Below are 19314 nucleotides of genomic sequence, written 5' to 3' on the forward strand. Positions count from 1 at the left end.
GTGCGGCACGGTGGGGGCGCCGGGGACCGCGGGTGCGACGTCCCCGGCGGGGCGTGGGAGCATCGGGGAATGATCGACCTCGGGTACGCGCTCTCGCGGCGGTTCCCCGACCCCCCGCAGACGCGGTACCGGGACGCCGACGTGCGCACGCTGCGGCACGACCTGTTCTGCGGCGACGTCTACCTGGCCGACGTGGACTCCGACCGGGAACTGGCCACCGCCTGGGGGTGGGTGCCGGTGCTGGACTTCGCGTGGGCCCTGTGCGACGTCGTCGAACACCTCGACCGGGACGCGCTGGGCAGCCGCTCCGCCCGGCCGCGCCACGCCGAGCTGGACTTCACCGAGTCCACCGACCGCCTGCGCTTCACCCGCCGCTTCGGCACCGTGGAGATCACCGCCGACTGGGCTCCGCGCGAGGCGCCGCTCGCCGTGCTCCACACCGAGCTGCGCCGCGAGGCCCGCGACTTCCTCAACGACCTGATCGCCGACCTGGTCGACCTCCACGACGACCTGGGCGACAACCCGGCCGTGTGGCACCTCCAGGCCCGCTTCCCCCGCGTCTGAGGAGCCGGCGAGGATCGGGGAGGCGCGGACGCGGAGGCCCGGCCCCGGCCGCACGGGGCCGGGACGCACGCAGCCGGGACGCACGCCGACGACGCGGGGCGGGGGCGCCGGGGGGCGCGGCTACGCGCGGACGTCGATGCGCAGGTGGGCGGCGAGGGCCGGGGCCAGGTCGAGGAGCTGGGTCGGGGTGAGGGTGGCGCCGGCGAGCGCGTCGACGCCGTGGGCGAGTGTCAGCCCGGCGGCCTCCCGGAAGTCGGTGTCGCGCAGCGTGGCGCCGCTGAGGGCGACGTCGCGCAGGGTGCAGTCGCGGAAGGCGACGCGCTCCAGCCGGGCGTCGCCCAGGTCCGGTTCGACCAGGACGCAGCCCTCGAAGACCACGTCGGTCAGGGTGGTGCCGCGCAGGTTGAGGTAGTCCAGCTTGCCGCCCCGGAACCGGACGCGGCGGAGCACGGCGCCGTGGAGCCGGACGCCGCCGAGGCGCGCGTCGGCGATCTCGACGTCGCGGAGGCCGGCGTCGGCGAGGTCGGTGCCGACGCCGTGGACGCCGGTCAGCGCGCAGTCGGTGAAGCGCGCGCCGCGCAGCCCGGCCTCGTCCAGCGTGACGTCGGCGAGCGCGCAGTCCAGGAACCGGGCGCCGGGCGCGTGGGCGCGGGTGAGGTCGAGGCCGGTGAAGCGCTCGGTGTCGTAGTCGCCCTCGGGGACGAGCGGCCCGGGGTGGGGGCGCAGGTCGGCGTGGGCGAGCTCGGGCGGGCGGGGCGGCGTGGGTCCGGTCCGGGGCGTGCGGCGCGTCATGGCCCCAGCATGCCGGTCGCGCGGACCGGCGCTTGACTTCAACCTAGGTTCACGTTGGAGGCTCGGGAGCGAGACGGAGACACTCCACCCGAGGGGGCACGCCATGCACGCCGTACGACTGCACGCGTTCGGACCGGCCGAGAACCTGACCTACGAGGAGGTCGCCGACCCGGAGCCGGGCCCCGGCCAGGTGCTGATCGAGGTGGCCGCGGCCGGGGTGCACCTGGTGGACACCGCGCTGCGGCAGGGGTTGCAGCTCGGGCCCACCCCGGCCCCCACGGAGCTGCCGACGGTGCCGGGCCGCGAGGTGGCCGGGCGCGTCACGGCACTGGGCGCGGACGTGGCCCCAAAGTGGCTCGGGCGGCGCGTCGTCGCACACCTGGGCATGGTCCCCGGCGGCTACGCGGAGCTGGCGGTCACCGGCACGGAGCGGCTGCACACGCTGCCGGACGACGTGGCCCCGGAGCAGGCCGTCGCCGTCGTCGGCACCGGGCGCACCGCGATGGGCATCCTGCAGTTCGCCGAGGGGCTGGGCCCCCGGGACACCGTGCTGGTCCTCGCGGCGGCCGGCGGCATCGGCTCGCTGCTGGTGCAGTACGCCCACCGGGCGGGCGCCCACGTGATCGGGGCCGCGGGCGGCCCGGCCAAGACGGCGGCCGTGCGCGAGCTGGGCGCCCACGAGGCGGTCGACTACCGCGCCGCGGACTGGACGAGCCGGGTCTCGCGCAAGCCGACCCACGTCTTCGAGGGCGTGGGCGGTGACGTGGCCCGGGCGGCGGTGGACCTCCTGGCACCGGGCGGCTCCCACCTCTCGTATGGGTACGCCTCCACCGGGTTCGACCCGTCCGGCCTGGCCGTGCTCGACGAGACCGAGCAGGCCGCCCGGGGCGTCACCTCGCAGGTGGTGCTCGGGGAGCCGATGTTCGCGAAGATCGGCGGCATGCGGAACCTGCGCGTGCTGGAGGAGCGGGCGATGGCCCGGCTGGCGGACGGAACGTTCCGGCCACCGGTCCACCGCTTCCCCCTCGCCCACGCGTCCCGCGCCCACCGCGCACTCGAAGAACGCGCGACGACGGGCAAGGTCGTCCTCACCCCGTGCGCACCGCCGTGGCACCCGAGCGCCCCGGGAGGCCGGGGCCGGGGTGTCGGGGCCGGGGCCGCCGAGGCAAGGCCGCCGAGTCGGGGCCACCGAGCCACGGCCACCGAGCCGGGACCAACGGGCCAGGGGCTCGGGTGTGCCGGGCGCGCCGCCCGACCGGCTGGGGCAGCCGTGGCGGAGCCCGGGGCGGTCAGGGGCCGGGCTCCGGAGCGGGGCCCCGGCGGCGGGCCGCCGGAGTGAGCCTCGCACCGAACCGCGGCCCGGGGCGGGGGCCCGGGACGGCTGGGCGGGCGGGGTCACTCCCGTAGGCGGGCCGTCTCGGCCCGCACCCAGGGCAGCGCGTCGTAGAGGGCCTGCCCCGGGCAGTCGGTGTGGTAGCCGTCCCGGTGCCCCGCGATGACGTCGAAGGTGGCCGTCGTCCCCTCCGGGTAGCGGCTCGCGTCGTTGGTCGAGACCAGCCGCACCGTGCCCTCCGGGTCCGCGCCCGGCCGCAGCTTCCACGCGGCCACCGCCGCGATCGCGGCCAGCATCGCCCGCGGCACCTCCGCGCCCTCGCCGAGGTCACCGAGGGCCGCGATGCCCACCGTCCGGTCGTTGAAGCCCTTGGTGTGCGCACCCAGCACCGCCCGGTCGACGCCGCCGCCCCGGCCCTCGTAGACGTTGCCGCACCGGTCGACGACGAAGTTGTACCCCAGGTCGTCCCACCCCTCGCCCTCGATGTGCGCCTCCTGCATGGCGCGCAGCAGCTCCGGCACGTCCTGCTCGCAGTCGTACCCGTTCGGGTGGTTCGTGTGGTGCACGACGACGCCCTCGACAGACCCGGTGTACACGGGCTGCTCACGCACCGCGCCCTCGTCGGCGTCCCAGCTCGCGCGTCCGACGATCGGCGGGCGGGGCGCGGCCGGTCCGGCGCGCGTCACCTCCCGCTCCGGAACCCCGATCCGTTCCGGAGCGCTCCAGGTCACCAGCGTCGCCAGCGGCAGCACCGCCACCGCCAGCGCGACCTTGCGCGGCCACATGCGTCCACCATGCGCCGCCACCCCCGCCTACGCCGCCCGGGGGACGCCCATTCGAGTGACCACACCCATCCTGAGCTGCACGAAGATCCCGCCAACCCGCCAACCCACCGGCCGGCCCCCGCACGACCCCCTACGGCGCGACCGACGGCTCCGGCCGCGCCCGTGCCTCCGCCGCGCCGCGCGCGAACCCCGCGCGCACCTCCGCCGGGACGGCGTCGCGGCGCGGCTCGACCCCCTCCAGCAGCGCCTCCACCGGCGTCACCGGCTCGCGGGCCAGCCGCCGCTTGGCGTCCAGGCCCAGCGCGTCGGCGTTCAGCAGCGCCAGCGCGCCGATCGCCCGCGGCTCCGCGTCCCGGTCCGGCGCCGTCATCGGACGGTACGTGCGGGTGACGTAGGCGGCCGGGTCGTCGGCCGCCGCCATCGCCACGGCGTACTGCTCGACGTACGCCGCCGTGCCCTCCACCAGATCCGCGCGCCGCTGCCCCGCGGCCTCCCGCGGGTACTCCGCGGCCCAGCGGCCGTGCCAGTACGCCGCCGCGGCGAGGTGCCCGTCCCGGGCGCCCGGGTCCCGGTAGGCGTCGAGCAGGCGGTTGTAGACCATGGCCCGGTACAGCCTCGCCCCCGCCTCCGCCGGCCCTTCCCCGCCCGGTCCACCGCCGCCCGGTCCACCGCCGCCCGGTCCGTCACCGCGCGGTCCACCGCCGCCCGGCCCGCCGCCATCCCCCTCCGCGGGAACGGCCAGCGACGGCCAGTCCTCCTGCACGCGGAGGTGGAACAGTTCACGCGTGGCCAGCGCGAACAGGGCCAGCGCCGGATCGGCGGACCGCAGCCCCGTGGGGTCCGGCTCCGGCCGCCCGGCCGCCTCCGGGCGCACCACGACCGACGGCTCCCCGTCCCACGTCACGGCGTCGGCCCCGCCCGGTCCGGGCACGCGCACGCCCTGCGCCGCGAACTCGTCGGGCGACACCGGGCGCAGCCCGCCCGCGTCCACGGCGAACGCCGCGTCACCGTCGCCGACGATCACCCGGTGCGCCGCGAAGTCCGCCCCGGGCCAGAACGCCCGCGTGCGCGGCCACACCCGGGCCACGGCGGCCTGCACGCCCTCCGCGAGCGCCGCCGACCGGGTGGCCGCCCCGGACGGTGACGGGGCCACCGCGCCCACGGCGGCGGCGTCCCGGCCACCGTCCACCGTGCACCCGGGCGCCACCGCCACCACCAGCAGCCCCGCCGCCAGCCTCCGCCTGCGCCCCATCCCGCGACCTCGCTCCCGCGACTCCGTGACCCGACCCCTCCCACGCTGCGCCCCCACTCCCCCCACCGCGCCCCCACACCGCCCGACCGGGTGACCCACCCCCACACCGGCTCACCGCTTCCTACCGCGTCGCCGGCTACGGCCCGGGCACCCGGCCGGTGTGCACACCGTGCGTGCCAGCCCTCAACTGCACCCGTCGCTGCACACGTTGAGCCCATGACCGGCCTGCCGCCCGCGGCCCAGGACGCCGACTCCCGAGCACGGCGGGGCCCGCCGCACCCGGCATGGCCGCCCTCCCCCGCCCAGGCGGCCTGCCGAGACGGTGCGGAGCGGTGTCGGGCCACGGCCGGACAGCCCGGAGGCCACGTCGGGTGACTTTCCACTTGCCAGGCCGATACCACCAGTGTCCCCGGACCCGCACCGCCGCCCAGCCGGTCCTGACGGGACCGGCTGGGACCTGCGGGTCACCCGATGACCTGACGCGTGAACAGGGCGGCCTGAGGGGCCGCTGGGAGCCCGGCTTGCAGCAGGGCGGTCGTCAGCTGTGCGGCGGCGTCGGGGCGGCCGAGGCCGCGGGCCTGGTGGGCCATGTGGGTACGCCGTTCCGGGGAAGTGATGACTGGTTCCAGGGCGTCCCGGAGTCGTTCGGTGGTGGCGTTCTCTTTGGTGAGGGCGATGGCGGCGCCGGAGCGTTCCAGATGCTGGGCGTTGTGGGCCTGTTCGTTCCCGGCGGAGGAGGCGAGCGGGATGAGGATGGAGGGCTTGCCCAGGGCGGTGAGCTCGGCGATGGTGCCGGCGCCGCTGCGGGAGATGACGATGTCAGCGAGAGCGAGTACGTCGGGTAGTTCGGGGCCGATGAAGTCACTGACCCAGTAGCGGGCGCGCAGTTGCGGGGGCAGGGTGTCTGCGTGCTGGCGGCACTGGTCGAGGGAGGCCGCGCCGCACTGGTGGAGCACGTTGGCTGACTGGAGGAGCCAAGGCAGGACGCCTTGGAGCAGGGTGTTGATCTGTGCGGAGCCCTGGGCTCCGCCGGTGACATACACGGTGGGCAGGGTGCGGGAGAGGCCTGTGAGGCCGAGGGCGCTGATGGCTTTGTCGGGGTGGCCGGTCAGGATCTCGGGGCGAACGGGGTTTCCGGTGACGATCGCGGTGGCGCGGGCGGCCTCGGGGATGAGCGGGAGGGTGGATTCGGAGGAGACGGCGACCTGGGTGGCGGCGCGGGCGAGGGCGCGGTTGGCCAGCCCGAGGCGGACGGTCTGCTCGTGGAGGATCAGGGGGCGACGGCAGAACGTGGCAGCCAGGCCGATGGGGACGGCGACGTAGCCGCCGGTGGACAGGACCACGTCGGGTGCGAAGCCGGAGACGATGGAGCGGGCCTGGGCGATGCCGAGAGGGACGCGGCCCATGTCCTTGATGTTGGCCGGGGAGGCCAGCTTGAGCGGGTTGCTGGAGCGGCGGATCTTGCCGGTGGTGACGGTCTTGAAAGGGATGCCTTCGGCGGGGGCCACCCGGGCTTCCAGGCCATTCGTGGTGCCGACCCACAGCACGTCGAGGGTTTTGCCGTGCTGGGCGAGGCGGGCCCGGGTGGCGCGGACGGCGGTGAGTGCGGGGTAGGTGTGGCCGCCGGTTCCGCCTCCGGTGACGAGGAGGCGGAAAGGCCGGTCAAGGCGGCGGATGCGGATGGCGAGGGGGTCGCGGGTCACGGCGGAGGAGTGTTCCGTTCGTCGGGGCGCCGACCCCACGCCGGCGCTGGCGGTGTGCGGGTGTCGCGGACGATAGCAGCGGGCCACTGCCGGTTTCAGGTGTTGCCCGTGGACAGGCTTCTGCTCCAGTCGCCGCGGTCGCCGAGCGCGCGGTTGTCGCGGCGGTAGCGCGTCACTGCCCGGGATTCGTCCTGCGGCACGGGGGTGATGCGGTCGAGTCGGGGCAGGGTGTCGGAGATGAGGAGCTTTCCGTAGCGGATCGACCGCTGCCAGACGTCGCGCACTTCGTCGCTCTCGGGCCAGATGGAGAACACGGCTTCGGCGAGCACGGGGCCGGAGTCGATGCCGGGGTCGATGGTGTGGATGGTGATGCCGTGCAGGCTCTCGCCGTTGCGCAGGGCCCAGTTCACCGGCCGGGCCCCTCGGTACTCGGGCAGGCGGCCCGGGTGGCAGTTGATGATCTGCTCGGTGGCATCGATCAGGCTGCTGCCGATGATCTTGTCGTAGAGGACGCTGAAGACGAGGCCGCAGCGGCCCGGTTCGAGCGCGCGCCAGTCACCCGAATGCACGATCCGGACAGTCGGCCAGCGCTCGGCGACGTGTTCGGAGAGCCGCATGTCCCACGGGGGTTCGGGGGTGGTGGGGATGACCGTGTCCAGGACGGTTCCGGGTAGCTGGGCGATCGTGTGGCAGGCGTGGAGGGCCAGCTCCCCTTTGCCGAGGACGGCGGCCCGCCTCATGACAGCGCCTCGCCGAGCGCGGTGACGGTCACCCGCACGTCGTGGTCGTCCATGTGCTGGTGGAAGGGCAGGGTCAGGATGTGTTGCCCCAGGTGTTCGGTGACCGGCAGCGGCCGGTGCCAGCGGGCGAAGGCGGGCTGGAGGTGGTTGGGCGGGTAGTGCGTGCCCACTCCGATACCGCGGGCACGCAGGGCGTCGAAGACACGGTCGCGGTCGGGCACGCGCACGGCGCACAGCGACGGAACGGCGTGTTCGACGTCGGCGTCCACCAGGATGGCCGCGTCCACGCTCTTGAGGGCGGTCGCGTAGCTCCGCCACAGGCCCGTGCGCAGGGTCCGGGCGGTGGTGAAGTGGGGGAGCTGGGCGAGGCCGATGGCCGCGTTGATCTGCGACAGGTGGGCCCGCAGTCCGATGCCCTGGACTCGGTAGGCGGCGATACGCGTGCGGTCCTCGGCGGTGGCGGCGATGCCGAGCAGGCGGATCGCGCGGGCCCGCTCCGCCTCCTGTGGATCGCGGGGGATGATCGCGCCGCCCTGCCCGCAGGTCAGGTTCTTGATCGGCCCGAAGCTGAAGCAGGTCAGCGCTCCGGTGGCGCCGACGCGCCGGATACCCTGGTAGGAGCCGAAGGCGTGGGCGGCGTCCTCCACGACGGTGATGCCGTGCCCGGCCAGTTCGTCGCAAAGACCGTGCAGCTCGACCGCCCGGCCGCCGTAGAGGACGGGCAGTACCGCGCGTGTCGCCGGGGTGAGGGCTTCGGCGATGCTGTGGCTGTCCACGCAGCCGGTGTCCGGGTTGACTTCGGCGAAGCGAGGTGCGGCGCCGCTGGCCACGATGGCGTGGACGGTGGCGCAGAAGGTGAAGGAGGGGACGATCACCTCGTCTCCGGGGCCGATACCGGCGGCCAGGAGAGCAATGTGGAGGGCGGCGGTGCCCGAGGAGACCGCGACGGCGTCCGGGACACCCAAGAAGTGCGCGATCTCCTTCTCGAATCGTTCGGTGACCTCGCCGTGGCCATACTGGCCGGCCTCCAGGACCTCGGCGACAGCTTCCAACTCCTGGCCGTAGAGGTAGGGGCGGGCGTTTCGTCCGTAGGAGAGCGTGCTCATGTGTTCCTCGTTCCGGGGATGGGGTCAGCGGGGAGCGGCTGCGGTGCCGGCGTCCGGGACGGTGAGCGCGGCCATGGGCGCACGCGGGTTCCGCAAGAGCGGCGCCCAGCGGCTGGGGTTGGCCCGGTACCACTGCGCGGTCTGCGCCAGCCCTTCGTCCAGAGCCTGCCGGGGCCGGTAGCCGAGACGCTCGGTGATCTTCGAGCAGTCCATCGCGTAGCGGATGTCGTTGGCCTGCCGGTCCGGCACATACTCAACGGCGTCCCAGCTGGCGCCGCACAGGCGCAGGATGACCTCGGTGAGTTGGGTGTTCGTCAGGTCTGTGCCACCGGCGATGTTGTAAACCTCGCCCGGGCCGCCGTCGCGCAGGACACGCTCGATGCCCTGGCAGTTGTCCTCCACGTGCAGCCAGTTGCGGATGTGCTCCCCCCGGCCATGGAGAGTGACTTTCCCGCCCTTCAGCAAGCGGGTGATGAACAGGGGGATGATCTTCTCGGGGTGCTGGGAGGGGCCGTAGTTGTTCGAGGACCGCGTGACGCAGACGGGCACGTTGTAGGTGTGGAAGTAGGACAGCGCCACGAGATCGCTGGCGGCCTTCGACGCGGCGTAGGGGACGGTGGGCCGCAGCGGCCAGCTCTCCGCGGCGGCACCCGTCTCCAGCGGCCCGTACACCTCGTCGGTGGAGACGTGGACCACCTTCCCGGTGCCCAGCCGCCTGGCCGCATCCAGCAGGGTCTGCGTCCCCAGAACGTTCGTCGTCACGAAGTCGCCCGCCTGGAAGAACGAGCGGTCCACATGGGACTCTGCTGCGAAGTGCACGATCGCCGTGTGCCGGCCAACCAGATCGTCCACCAGACCAGCATCGAGGATATTGCCCTCGACGAAGGTCAGCTTGGGCGACAGGAACGCCTCGCCCAGATTCTCGATGTGCCCGGCATAGGTCAGGGCGTCCAACACAGTCACCGCAGCGACGTCCGCGCAGCGCAGCAGACGCTTCACGAAGTGCGATCCGATGAACCCGGCACCACCGGTGACGAGCACTTTCTCCATGGAACCTGCCTCTGATCGAAGGGGATCAACCGTGCGGGCGCCGCCTACGGAGCGGTCGCCCACGTCGCGGCGGGAGTGGCGCCCATGCCGTACCCGATGGCGAAAATCAACAAAGGGCCAGCCGCTGCCAGCACCCGGCGCCCGGCACGGCCGGAGACCGTCAGCGCGCTCATCTCACTCACCTCACTGGGGTGGGGTGCTTGCGGCCCGCTCCGCTACGGGCCGCCCGTGTCCACGAGGACACCGCAGCTCGCTCTCCACGGGGAGAGGCAGCCTCCGACCGCGCACACGGTTTTTGCACGCGGCGTAAACGGCTTACAACCTCCGGTGCTGACAGGACGTTGTGACGGGACAATGAGCCCCCGGGGCAGGAGGTGAGTCGTGTACAACGCCCATCCGATCTGGCGCACAGCAGCGATGCGTGAGGCCCTTGCCCGCCACGACGCCGGGGCGATCGTCCGGCTGGCCCGGCGGGCGGCTGACATCACACTTGCCGATCTCGGCAAACAGGTCGGTTACACCGCCGCCTCCCTGTCCCGGATGGAACGCGGCAGGCAGCCGATGCGTGACGTGCTGCTGCTCCAGCGGCTCGCGGCCTGCCTGGACATCCCGCCGCATCTGCTCGGTCTCGCGCCACCACACCAGCGCGCAGCGCCGGAGGGACCCGGCGCCGGTAAGGTGGCGGCGCAAGCCCTGTTCGGCGCAGAGGGGGACGACCCGGTGCGACGCCGCGAACTCCTGGCCGGCCTGGCCGGAGCCACCACCAGCGCGGTCCTCAGCTCCCCGGCCGCTGCCCACGCTGCGGCGCAGCCGAGCCTGTCCGGCCTGGAAGACCTGCTGTTGCACCGGCGGCACGACCGGGCCCTCAACGCGGACCCCAACCCATCCAGCATCACCGCAGCGGTGCATGCCTCCCGGCAGGACTTCAGCGCCTGCCGCTACGACGCGCTCGCCCGCGCCCTCCCCGGCCGGATCGCGCTCGCCCAGGTACTCGGAGCCGACGGTCATCCGGAACAGGCGGCGACCGCGGTCGCCGAGCTCTACACCACAGCGACCCGGCTGTGCATCAAACTCGGCGAAGACGGTCTGGCCGCCGTCACCGCCGACCGAGCACTCACCGCAGCGCTGGGCGGCGCCGACGCCCTCACCGTCGCCGAAGCGCACCGCATGGTCTCCTCCGCCTGGCGCCGCCAAGGACACTACGGCCGCGCCACCGACGTCGCCGTCACCGCCGCCCAGCAGCTGCGCACCGACCGGAACACCGACGCGACCGAACGGCTTTCCGTCCAGGGCAACCTCTACGCCACCGCCGCCTACACCGCCGCCAAGCAGGGCGACCGGCACACCGCACACACCCTCATCGCTGAAGCCCAGGCAACCGCCGGACAGCTCGGCCACGACGCACTGCTCCGCGGCAACGTCTTCGGCCCCAGCCAGGTACTCCTCCACCGAGTCTCGATCAGCTACCTGCTCGGCGACGCGGGCCAAGCCATCGAACACGCCCGCCACATCGACGCCGCCGCGCTGCCCACCACCGAACGCCAGGCCCGCTACTGGATTGACGTCGCCCGCGCCTTCGACCAGTGGAGCAAACCCGACCGCTGCTACCGAGCCCTCCTGGCCGCTGAGCAGGCAGCGCCACAGGAAGCCCGCCGCGACTCCGTCCGGACCATGGCAGCCGGCCTCATGCGCCACGACCGCACCCTCCCCGGCGTACGAGCATTCGCCCGCCGGGTCGGCGCCCTCGCCTGACACACTGCCTACCGGGTATCCAGTTGTATTGCCTCGCGACGTTGTTGAGGCGGGTGATCGGTGGGGAGCCACCAGCTCCCGTCGACGTGGCACGCGTTGCGGGCGAGTGCCGGAGGGGCGGGCGGGCCGTAACGGTTGAGGCCGCGGGGGAAGCGTCTCGTTCTGGGGGTGGGTTCGGTGGGGGGAGATGGTGGGGTTTCTTAGGTATCCGTAGATTCGGGCTCACGGATGGTCAGGGCGGCGGGGGAGGCATAACTTCCTGCCCACTGTCCGCGCGATATTGGCGTGCTCCCGTCAGGCTCGGGGGTGTGCGGCGCGCGGTGTCGCGCCGGTGTCCACGGCTGCTGGTGGACGGGGCATCGGCGTCCCCCCACAAGGAGGTTTGTCATGCTCTCGACAGTTCGGAGACTGCTCGGCTCGGCCATGGTGGTCGCCCTGGCGGTCATGTTCCCGGTCACCGCCAACGCGGCGGAGACGACGAACGCGCCCCGGGCCCTCGCCGTCGGCGCGGCGGCCACGGCCGACGGCGGCAACCTCGTCGGCGACCAGGCCGGGAAGCAGGCGACGGCGTCGCCCCAGGCGGCCGGTGAGGACGTCAAGGCGCAGGCCTGGTACTACCACATCACCTCGTCGTGCCGCGGCTACGAGAACGCGATCGTGCGGGGCGCCGACTTCTGGGGCGGCGGCGTGCGCACGGCGAGCAGCGGGACCCCGGTCTCCTGCACGAGCGGGTACGTCCAGGGCTGCGGCGGCACCTACGTCGTCGGCTGCAACTGGGGCCAGGGGCAGCGCATCGCGCTGTCGACCCGGGTCAACGACTTCGCCCTGCTGTCGGCCCACGAGTTCGGGCACAACTGGTACGGCCACTCCGCGCAGGGCTGCGCGAGCTGGGGCAGCATCTACAACGTCATGAAGACCAACATGTGCTGACGGCTCGTCGAGTCCGCGAGCACGGGAGGGCGTGACCGCCGGGGCGGTCGCGCCCTCCCCTCGCGTGCGGCGCCTACGCGGCCGCTCCCAGCCGGTAGACGCCCGCGTCACGGGTGAGGAAGCCGTGGTCGACGAGGTGGCGGCGCACGGTGACGTGGTCGGTCCCCGAGTGCTCCGTCCACGCGCGCAGGCGGTCGTTGACGGCGGGTTCGTCGTACGCCTCGTCCGGGGCGAACGTGCGCGCGGCGAGGTGGCGCAGCAGGGTGCGGCGGCGGTCGAACTGGGCGGGGAGCCGCAGCAGGCGGCCGTCGCGGACGAACGTGCGCAGCAGCGCCTCCGCGGCCGGGTCGCCGGTGCCGTGCGACTCCGGCGGCTCGGCGCGGCGGGTGCTCGCGGCGCGGGCGGCCTCCGTGAAGCGCTCGGGACGGGCCCGCAGGCGGCCGTCGGCGCAGGTGAGCAGTCCGCCGCGCTCCAGCCGCCGGACGGCCGTGGCCACCTCGCCCGCCCCCGCGCCCGCGGCACGGCCCGCCTCGGCGAGCGACGTGGCACCGAGCGCGACGGCGGAGAAGACACGCAGGCGGACGGGTTCGGCGAGGAGGCCGACGAGCGCGGCGGGGTCGACGGGGCCGTACGGCTCGCCGGGCGCGGCGGGCTCGTCGGCCAGGGGGTCGGCAGCGGTGGCGCCGGGGGCGGCGGAAGCGTCAGGGGTGGCCATCGGGCCATGGTGGCCCGGTGCCCACGGCCGGTCCACCGATTTTGCGCCGCCGGGCCCGGCCCCGCCGTCCCGCCCGCGCCCGCACCGCCGCCGGTCCCGCGCCGCCGCCGGTCCCGCGCCGGCGGGTGACGCCGCGGGGCCAGGCACACCCGTGCCGCTCCGCCCCCGGGCGCTCGCCGTCCGGCCGCCCCGGGCGGGGTGCGCGCGGGCCGGCCCGGGGATCACTCCGCGTACATCGCGTCGATCTCCTGCTGGAAGTCGCGCACGATACGGTCCCGGCGCAGCTTCAGGGACGGCGTCACGTGGCCGCCGCGCTCGGTGAAGAGGACGGGCAGCACGGTGAAGCGGCGGATGGCCTCGGCGTGCGAGACGAGCTTGTTGGCTTCGTTCACCGCCTGCTGGATGTTGTGCCGCAGGTCGGCGTCGCGCACCAGCTCCCGCAGCGGCACCTCCCCCTTGCGGTGCATGCGGCGCCAGTGCCCCAGGCCGTCGGGGTCCAGGGTGATCAGGGCCGCGAGGTGGGTGCGGTTGTCGCCCACCACGAGGCACTGGCCGATCAGCGGGTGGGCCCGCAGCCAGTCCTCCAGCGGGGCGGGGGCGATGTTCTTGCCGCCGGAGGTGATGATCAGGTCCTTCTTGCGCCCGGTGATGGTGAGGTAGCCCTCGTCGTCCAGCGCGCCGAGGTCGCCGGTGGGCAGCCAGCCCTGGTCGTCCGTCTCCGGCACGACGACCTGGCGTTCGGCGTCCCAGTAGCCGCCGAAGACGGTCGCGCCCTTCAGCAGCACCTCGCCGTCGGCCGCGACGCGCACCGTCGTGCCGGGCATCGGCCAGCCCACCGTGCCCAGCTTGCGGCGCAGCGGCGGCGTGCAGGTGGCGGCGGCCGTGGACTCGGTGAGCCCGTAGCCCTCGTAGACCTCGATCCCGGCGCCCGCGAAGAAGGCGCCCAGCCGCCGCCCGAGCGGCGAGCCGCCGGAGATCACGTGTCGGACGTGGCCGCCGAGCGCCGCCCTGATCCGCCGGTAGACCAGCGCGTCGTACAGGCCGCGCGCCGCGCGCAGGGCGACGCCGGGGGGCTTGCCGCCCCCGGCGTCGGCGGCGGTCGCCTCGCCGTAGCGGACGGCGACCCGCTCGGCCCGCTCGAACGACGAGGCCCGGCGCATCTCCTCGGCCGTCGCCCGCGCCCGGTTGTAGATCTTCTCCAGGACGTAGGGGATCGCCAGCAGGAACGTCGGGCGGAAGGAGGCGAAGGCGGCGATCAGCTCGTCGGTGTCGGTGCTCGGCGCGTGGCCGAGGCGGACCCGCGCGCGCAGGCAGCCGATGGCCACCATCCGCCCGAAGACGTGGGCGAGGGGCAGGAACAGCACGGTGGAGGCGGGCTCGTCGCTGACGGTCTTGAACACCGGGTGCAGCAGCTCGACCGCGTTGCCCACTTCGGCCAGGAAGTTGCCGTGGGTGAGCATGCAGCCCTTGGGGCGGCCGGTGGTGCCGGAGGTGTAGATGAGCGTGGCGACGTTGTCCGGCGTCAGGTTCGCGCGGCGCTCGGTGACCAGCGCGTCCGGGACGGCCTGCCCGGTGACCATGAGCTGCTCGATCGCGCCGTTGTCGAGCTGCCACAGGTGCCGCAGCCACGGCAGCGCGCCGCGGACGCCGCTGACCAGCCGCGCGCCCGCCACGTCCTGCACCGCGATCGCGGTGCAGCCGGCGTCCTGGAGTATCCAGCGCGTCTGCGCGGCCGACGAGGTGGGGTAGACGGGCACGGTGATCAGTCCGCAGGCCCACGCGGCGAAGTCCAGCAGCGTCCACGCGTAGCTGGTGGGCGCCATGATGGCCAGCCGGTCGCCGGGACGCATCCCGGCGGCGAGCAGGCCGCGCGCGACGGCCTGCACCTGCTCGGCGAAGGCGGCGCAGGTGACGTCGTCCCAGCCGCCGTCGCGGCGGCGGCGGGCGAGCGCCACCTCCTGGGGCGCCTCGGCGGCGTTCGTGAACGGGATGTCGGCCAGTGAGCCGTGCGTGGCCGGGGGCACCAGCGGCGGCATCTCGGCCTGGCGCACCGTGCCGTCGCGGGACCGGCGCAGGAGCGGGGGAACGAGCTGGGCCGACGGCGCCCCACCGGCGGCGGGCGGCGGGGCGGCGCCGGGGGCCGCGGCGCGGGTGGTCGCGGTGCGGGTGGCTGCGGTGCTGTGCTGTGCGGACATGCGTGACGTCCTCTCCGTGCCCCGGCCCTTGTCGACAACAGTTCAATGAAACTTACCCAACCGTAGGTTGCCGCCCCCGCCCCGCCATTACCACCCCCGGCGCGATATCCCCACAGGGTTTTCACGCCGCGCCTCGCGGGTGACGCACGAACACGGCGGGCGGCACCTCGCGGGGAGGCGCCGCCCGCCGTGGGGAGGGACGGGGTGGGGCCGGGGGTCAGGCCGGGGCCGGAGCCGGGGAGGAGGCCGGGGCCGGCTGCGCGGGGCGGGACGGCTCGGGCTCTTCGTCGAGGTCGAAGGAGCGGGCGGCGTCGAAGGCGTCGGTGTCGAGGATGCGCTCGCGGGCGGAGACCAGCACCGGGACGACCGCCTGGCCGGTGACGTTCGTCGCCGTCCGCATCATGTCCAGGATCGGGTCGATGGCCAGCAGCAGGCCGACGCCCTCCAGCGGCAGGCCCAGCGTGGAGAGGGTCAGCGTGGTCATGACCGTGGCGCCGGTCAGGCCCGCGGTCGCCGCGGAGCCGATGACCGAGACGAAGGCGATGAGCAGGTAGTCCTGCACGCCCAGGGTGACGCCGAAAATTTCCGCGACGAAGATCGCCGCGAGCGCCGGGTAGATCGCGGCGCAGCCGTCCATCTTCGTCGTCGCCCCGAACGGCACCGCGAAGGAGGCGTACTCACGCGGGACGCCGAGCCGCTCGACGACCTTCTGGGTCACCGGCATGGTGCCCACCGAGGAGCGCGAGACGAAGGCGAGCTGGATCGCGGGCCAGGCGCCGCGGAAGAACTGGAACGGGCTGACGCGTCCGACGAGCCCCAGCAGCAGCGGGTAGACGCCGAACATCACCAGCAGGCAGCCCACGTAGACGTCGACGGTGAACGTGGCGTACTGGCCCAGCAGGTCCCAGCCGTACTCGTTGATCGCCTTGCCGATGAGGCCGAGCGTGCCGATCGGGGCCAGGCGGATGACCCACCACAGCGCCTTCTGGAGCAGCGCGAGCACCGACTCGCCGACGGCCAGCAGCGGGGCGGCCCGCTCCCCCATCTTCAGCGCGGCCACGCCCGCGACGGCGGCCATGAAGACGATCTGGAGCACCTTGAGCTCCGTGAACGGCGTGATGACGTCGGAGGGGACGATGCCGGTGAGGAAGTCCAGCCAGGAGCCGGAGTTCTCGGGCCGGCCGCCGTCCTCCGGGGTCAGGCCGGTGCCCGCGCCGGGGTTGGTGAGCAGCCCGATGGTCAGGCCGATGGCCACCGCGACCAGCGAGGTGGCCAGGAACCACAGCAGGGTGCGGCTGGCCAGCCGGGCGGCGTTGGAGACGTCGCGGAGCTTGGTGATGGAGATGGCGATGGCGAAGAAGACCAGCGGCGCCACGGCGAGCTTCAAAAGCTGCACGAAGAGGTCGCCGATGCGCTCCAGGCCCGAGCCGAGCCAGGCGATGTCGGCGCTGCGGGCGAGCCAGCCCAGCAGCACGCCGAGGACGAGGCCGGTGAGGATCTGGGCCCAGAACGGCACCCGGGGGAACCGTCGGGCGCGCGGCGCGCGGCCGGTGGCCGGGGACGCGGGGGACTGAGGAGACGTGGGGGACACGGACACACTCCGGAGAAGAGGCGGGCAGGGAGCGGGACACGCACGGGTCGAGCGCCGGAGATTGTCGTCCGGCCGCCGGAAAGCCGCTAGGGGGCGCGGGCTCGTCAGCCTGTGGAGGAGCAGGCCGAGCCCGGGGAACAGGCCATGGCGTGACAGCGGCAGAGATCGACGTGCAACCGCGCCACCAGCAGCGCGCCGCGCGGGGCGGCACCGGGCCGGGCGGGGTTCGTCATGGGCGTCACGCTAACACTCCCTCTTTGGGGCTCTCAAAGCCTGCCTTTGGGCGCTGGGCGCGTGGAAGCACAACACCCCGCCGGGAACGGTGCATTCCCGACGGGGTGGGCGCGGCCCTGTGACGCGTCTTACGCGACGTCGTCCTCCTGGTCGCGGTGGGCGGCGAGCCGGTTCCTGACCGAACCGGAGACGCGCTCCACGCGCGGCGCGATCTGCTGGGCCATCGCCTCGCGCTGCCGACGCAGCAGCACCATGCTGAGCGGGGCGGAGACGAGGATGGACAGCGCGAGCAGCCACAGCGGGTTCGACCTGCCCAGGCCCGCGGGGATGACCCCGAACCAGGCCAGCACGGACAGGACGACGAAGCAGGCGGCGAACAGGCCCAGCCGCAGCAGCGTGTACCGCAGCGCCGCGTGCCGCGTGCCGGGACCGGCGGCGGTCGGAGCGGCGGGCGTGCCGGCGGCGGGCGGAGCGGCGGGCGTGCGGGCGGCGGCGTTCTCGCCGGTGCCCTCGGTGGTGCCCTCGGTGGCGCGGGGTCCCCCGGCGGGGCCGGGGCTGGTGGTGCTGGTCACGGCGGTGTCTCCCTTGTCCTGGCGCGACGCGTCTCGGTCCTGGCGCGGGTCGTCTCGAAGCGGCGCGGGCCGGGGCGGGCCCGGCCGCTCCCGGCCCGTGTCGCGCGGGGCGGGCGGGGGCTCGGAGTGGCGGGGGGCGCGGGGCTCGGGCGCGTGTTCTCGGTCCGTGGTCATGTCAGGGGCAGCCACATCGTGATGTCGTCGCGGTAGTCGTCGGCCCCGGCCCGGATCGCGTCCGGCACGCGGCCGACCTCCTTGTAGCCGCACGCGGCGTAGAAGTGCTCCAGGCCCATCCCGCCCCGGCACGTCAGCCGGATGCCGCGGATGCCGTCCATGCCCCGGGCGGCGTCCTCGGCGGCGGCCAGCAGGGCCCGTCCGGCTCCCCCGCGCTGCCGCTCGGGGTGCACCATCACGGTGTAGAGCCACACCCAGTGTCGCATCAGGCGGTGGGTGTTGCGGGTGAGGAACGCCGTGGCCTTCACCTCGCCGTGCGCGTCGAAACCGGCGAGCAGCCGCGTGCGGCCCTCGGTGAGCGCGGTCAGGTGCCTGAGCAGCTCGGGGCGGACGTCCTCGCGCGTCACCGGCGGGACGAAGCCGACGGCGCCGCCCGCGTTGACGACGTCGGCCCACAGGCCGCAGATCCCGTCGAGCAGTTCCCGCTCCGGAGGCGGGTCCAGCACGTGCGTCAGCGCCACCGGTACCTCACACCCGCATCGGCTGCGGCGACTCGCGCCGGTCCGGGTCGGGGCCGGGGTACTCGCGCACCGTCTCGTAGCGGGTGTTGCGCTCGACGGGGCGGAAACCGGCGTCGCGGATGAGCTCCAGCAGGTCCTCGCGGGTCAGCTTGTCCGGGGTGCCGAAGTTGTCCGCGTCGTGCGTGATCTTGTACTCGACGACGGAGCCGTCCATGTCGTCGGCGCCGTGCTGGAGCGCGAGCTGCGCCGTCTGCACGCCGTGCATGACCCAGAAGACCTTCACGTGCGGCACGTTGTCGAACAGCAGCCGGGAGACGGCGAACGTCTTCAGTGCCTCCGCGCCGGTGGCCATGGTGGTGCGCGCCTGGAGGCGGTTGCGCACCTTGCCGTCCTTGAGGTCGACGAAGTCGTGCTGGTACCGCAGCGGGATGAAGACCTGGAAGCCGCCCGTCTCGTCCTGGAGCTCGCGCAGCCGCAGCACGTGGTCGACGCGGTGGCGCGGCTCCTCGATGTGCCCGTACAGCATGGTGCACGGGGTCTTCAGGCCCTTGGCGTGCGCCAGGCGGTGGATGCGCGACCAGTCCTCCCAGTGGGTCGCGTGGTCCACGATGTGCTGGCGGACCTCCCAGTCGAAGATCTCCGCGCCACCGCCGGTCAGCGACTCCAGGCCCGCGTCGATCAGCTCGTCCAGGATCTCGCTCGCGTCCAGGCCGGAGATCGTCTCGAAGTGGTGGATCTCGGTGGCGGTGAACGCCTTGAGCGAGACGGACTCCGGCAGCGCCTCCTTCAGCGCGCGCAGCGAGCGCGGGTAGTAGCGCCAGGGGAGCGTGGGGTGCAGGCCGTTGACGATGTGCAGCTCGGTGAGGTGCTCGCCCTCCATCTCCCCGGCGAGCTTCACGGCCTCCTCGATGCGCATCGTGTACGCGTCCTTCTCGCCCGGCTTGCGCTGGAAGGAGCAGTAGGCGCACGAGGCGGTGCACACGTTGGTCATGTTGAGGTGCCGGTTGACGTTGAAGTAGACCGCGTCACCGTTCTTGCGGGTGCGCACCTCGTGGGCGAGGCCGCCGAGCCAGGCCAGGTCGTCGCAGGCGTAGAGGGCGAGGCCGTCCTCGCGGGTCAGCCGCTCGCCGGAGCGGACCTTCTCCGCCAGCTCCCGCTTGAGCCCAGCGTCCATACCTCGCGCCTCCCTGAGTCCTGGCAGCTCGCTCGCCGCTCGCGCCGCAGACGAGCGTACGCCACCCCTTTCCGGACAAGTCGGGGCGGGGCTGGCCCGGCGGCGCGGGAGACGGAGCGGGGCCGCCCGGG

Annotated in this window: 17 protein-coding genes and 1 pseudogene; 4 read left to right on the top strand and 14 right to left on the bottom strand. The window is 73.9% G+C overall.

Annotated features, from left to right (window positions below; genetic code table 11):
• The first annotated feature begins 69 nt into the window (after positions 1 to 69).
• Positions 70 to 564 carry a hypothetical protein gene (locus OSB71_RS08220; protein ID WP_265945897.1) on the top strand — a complete coding sequence of 165 codons (495 nt, stop codon included), beginning with the start codon at positions 70 to 72 and terminating at the stop codon, positions 562 to 564.
• A 120-nt stretch (positions 565 to 684) separates the two neighbouring features.
• Here the strand turns inward: OSB71_RS08220 and OSB71_RS08225 are convergent, their stop codons facing one another.
• Positions 685 to 1356 carry a pentapeptide repeat-containing protein gene (locus tag OSB71_RS08225; protein WP_265945899.1) on the bottom strand — a complete coding sequence of 224 codons (672 nt, stop codon included), beginning with the start codon at positions 1354 to 1356 and terminating at the stop codon, positions 685 to 687.
• Between the two features lie 103 nt (positions 1357 to 1459).
• Between OSB71_RS08225 and OSB71_RS08230 the strand changes: the two are divergent.
• Positions 1460 to 2452, top strand: a pseudogene (locus tag OSB71_RS08230) (zinc-binding dehydrogenase); the annotation flags it as partial.
• A 299-nt stretch (positions 2453 to 2751) separates the two neighbouring features.
• On the opposite strand, the gene OSB71_RS08235 reads toward OSB71_RS08230, so the two are convergent.
• The 6 genes from OSB71_RS08235 to rfbB form a co-directional block, all read right to left on the bottom strand.
• Positions 2752 to 3474, bottom strand: a complete 723-nt coding sequence (locus tag OSB71_RS08235; RefSeq protein WP_265945901.1) for an N-acetylmuramoyl-L-alanine amidase — start codon at positions 3472 to 3474, stop codon at positions 2752 to 2754.
• A gap of 130 nt (positions 3475 to 3604) precedes the next feature.
• Positions 3605 to 4726, bottom strand: coding sequence for a hypothetical protein (locus tag OSB71_RS08240; RefSeq protein ID WP_265945903.1), 1122 nt, complete (start codon positions 4724 to 4726; stop codon positions 3605 to 3607).
• A 464-nt stretch (positions 4727 to 5190) separates the two neighbouring features.
• A complete protein-coding gene (locus OSB71_RS08245; RefSeq protein ID WP_265945905.1) occupies positions 5191 to 6429 on the bottom strand; it encodes a UDP-N-acetylglucosamine--N-acetylmuramyl-(pentapeptide) pyrophosphoryl-undecaprenol N-acetylglucosamine transferase in 1239 nt (412 codons plus the stop codon).
• 95 nt (positions 6430 to 6524) lie between these two features.
• Positions 6525 to 7169 carry a formyl transferase gene (locus tag OSB71_RS08250; protein WP_265945907.1) on the bottom strand — a complete coding sequence of 215 codons (645 nt, stop codon included), beginning with the start codon at positions 7167 to 7169 and terminating at the stop codon, positions 6525 to 6527.
• Positions 7166 to 8275, bottom strand: a complete 1110-nt coding sequence (locus OSB71_RS08255; protein ID WP_265945909.1) for a DegT/DnrJ/EryC1/StrS family aminotransferase — start codon at positions 8273 to 8275, stop codon at positions 7166 to 7168. Before OSB71_RS08255 ends, OSB71_RS08250 begins: the two co-directional genes overlap by 4 nt.
• A gap of 24 nt (positions 8276 to 8299) precedes the next feature.
• Positions 8300 to 9325 carry a dTDP-glucose 4,6-dehydratase gene (gene rfbB, locus OSB71_RS08260; protein WP_265945911.1) on the bottom strand — a complete coding sequence of 342 codons (1026 nt, stop codon included), beginning with the start codon at positions 9323 to 9325 and terminating at the stop codon, positions 8300 to 8302.
• 381 nt (positions 9326 to 9706) lie between these two features.
• On the opposite strand from rfbB, the gene OSB71_RS08265 reads away from it, so the two are divergent.
• The gene (locus OSB71_RS08265) at positions 9707 to 11077 is read left to right on the top strand and encodes a helix-turn-helix domain-containing protein (protein WP_265945913.1); all 1371 of its coding nucleotides are present in this window, start codon (positions 9707 to 9709) and stop codon (positions 11075 to 11077) included.
• 387 nt (positions 11078 to 11464) lie between these two features.
• Positions 11465 to 12007: a hypothetical protein gene (locus OSB71_RS08270; protein ID WP_265945915.1), complete on the top strand. Its 543-nt coding sequence runs from the start codon at positions 11465 to 11467 to the stop codon at positions 12005 to 12007.
• Positions 12008 to 12080: 73 nt separating this feature from the next.
• On the opposite strand, the gene OSB71_RS08275 is transcribed toward OSB71_RS08270, so the two are convergent.
• The 7 genes from OSB71_RS08275 to mqnE form a co-directional block, all read right to left on the bottom strand.
• On the bottom strand, positions 12081 to 12722 hold the full coding sequence (locus OSB71_RS08275) for a DUF2087 domain-containing protein (RefSeq protein WP_265945917.1): 642 nt from the start codon (positions 12720 to 12722) through the stop codon (positions 12081 to 12083).
• A 221-nt stretch (positions 12723 to 12943) separates the two neighbouring features.
• Positions 12944 to 14917 carry an AMP-dependent synthetase/ligase gene (locus tag OSB71_RS08280; RefSeq protein WP_265945919.1) on the bottom strand — a complete coding sequence of 658 codons (1974 nt, stop codon included), beginning with the start codon at positions 14915 to 14917 and terminating at the stop codon, positions 12944 to 12946.
• A 217-nt stretch (positions 14918 to 15134) separates the two neighbouring features.
• Entirely contained in the window at positions 15135 to 16514 is a 1380-nt protein-coding gene (locus OSB71_RS08285) for a dicarboxylate/amino acid:cation symporter (RefSeq protein WP_416237218.1), read from the bottom strand.
• Positions 16515 to 16612: 98 nt separating this feature from the next.
• The gene (locus tag OSB71_RS08290; protein ID WP_265945923.1) at positions 16613 to 16741 is read right to left on the bottom strand and encodes a hypothetical protein; all 129 of its coding nucleotides are present in this window, start codon (positions 16739 to 16741) and stop codon (positions 16613 to 16615) included.
• 129 nt (positions 16742 to 16870) lie between these two features.
• Positions 16871 to 17314: a DUF4229 domain-containing protein gene (locus OSB71_RS24475; RefSeq protein WP_323055259.1), complete on the bottom strand. Its 444-nt coding sequence runs from the start codon at positions 17312 to 17314 to the stop codon at positions 16871 to 16873.
• Between the two features lie 170 nt (positions 17315 to 17484).
• Entirely contained in the window at positions 17485 to 18009 is a 525-nt protein-coding gene (locus OSB71_RS08300; protein WP_265945925.1) for a GNAT family N-acetyltransferase, read from the bottom strand.
• A gap of 7 nt (positions 18010 to 18016) precedes the next feature.
• Entirely contained in the window at positions 18017 to 19183 is a 1167-nt protein-coding gene (gene mqnE / locus OSB71_RS08305; RefSeq protein WP_265945928.1) for an aminofutalosine synthase MqnE, read from the bottom strand.
• Positions 19184 to 19314 lie beyond the last annotated feature (131 nt).

Source organism: Streptomyces marinisediminis, from assembly GCF_026262575.1.
GTDB lineage: Bacteria > Actinomycetota > Actinomycetes > Streptomycetales > Streptomycetaceae > Streptomyces > Streptomyces marinisediminis.

Bases quoted from the DNA above. Each gene is read 5' to 3' on its own strand.
- OSB71_RS08220 (WP_265945897.1), top strand. From the start codon at position 70: ATGATCGACCTCGGGTACGCGCTCTCGCGGCGGTTCCCCGACCCCCCG.
- OSB71_RS08225 (WP_265945899.1), bottom strand. From the start codon at position 1,356: ATGACGCGCCGCACGCCCCGGACCGGACCCACGCCGCCCCGCCCGCCC.
- OSB71_RS08235 (WP_265945901.1), bottom strand. From the start codon at position 3,474: ATGTGGCCGCGCAAGGTCGCGCTGGCGGTGGCGGTGCTGCCGCTGGCG.
- OSB71_RS08240 (WP_265945903.1), bottom strand. From the start codon at position 4,726: ATGGGGCGCAGGCGGAGGCTGGCGGCGGGGCTGCTGGTGGTGGCGGTG.
- OSB71_RS08250 (WP_265945907.1), bottom strand. From the start codon at position 7,169: ATGAGGCGGGCCGCCGTCCTCGGCAAAGGGGAGCTGGCCCTCCACGCC.
- OSB71_RS08255 (WP_265945909.1), bottom strand. From the start codon at position 8,275: ATGAGCACGCTCTCCTACGGACGAAACGCCCGCCCCTACCTCTACGGC.
- rfbB (WP_265945911.1), bottom strand. From the start codon at position 9,325: ATGGAGAAAGTGCTCGTCACCGGTGGTGCCGGGTTCATCGGATCGCAC.
- OSB71_RS08270 (WP_265945915.1), top strand. From the start codon at position 11,465: ATGCTCTCGACAGTTCGGAGACTGCTCGGCTCGGCCATGGTGGTCGCC.
- OSB71_RS08275 (WP_265945917.1), bottom strand. From the start codon at position 12,722: ATGGCCACCCCTGACGCTTCCGCCGCCCCCGGCGCCACCGCTGCCGAC.
- OSB71_RS08280 (WP_265945919.1), bottom strand. From the start codon at position 14,917: ATGTCCGCACAGCACAGCACCGCAGCCACCCGCACCGCGACCACCCGC.
- OSB71_RS08290 (WP_265945923.1), bottom strand. From the start codon at position 16,741: ATGACGAACCCCGCCCGGCCCGGTGCCGCCCCGCGCGGCGCGCTGCTG.
- mqnE (WP_265945928.1), bottom strand. From the start codon at position 19,183: ATGGACGCTGGGCTCAAGCGGGAGCTGGCGGAGAAGGTCCGCTCCGGC.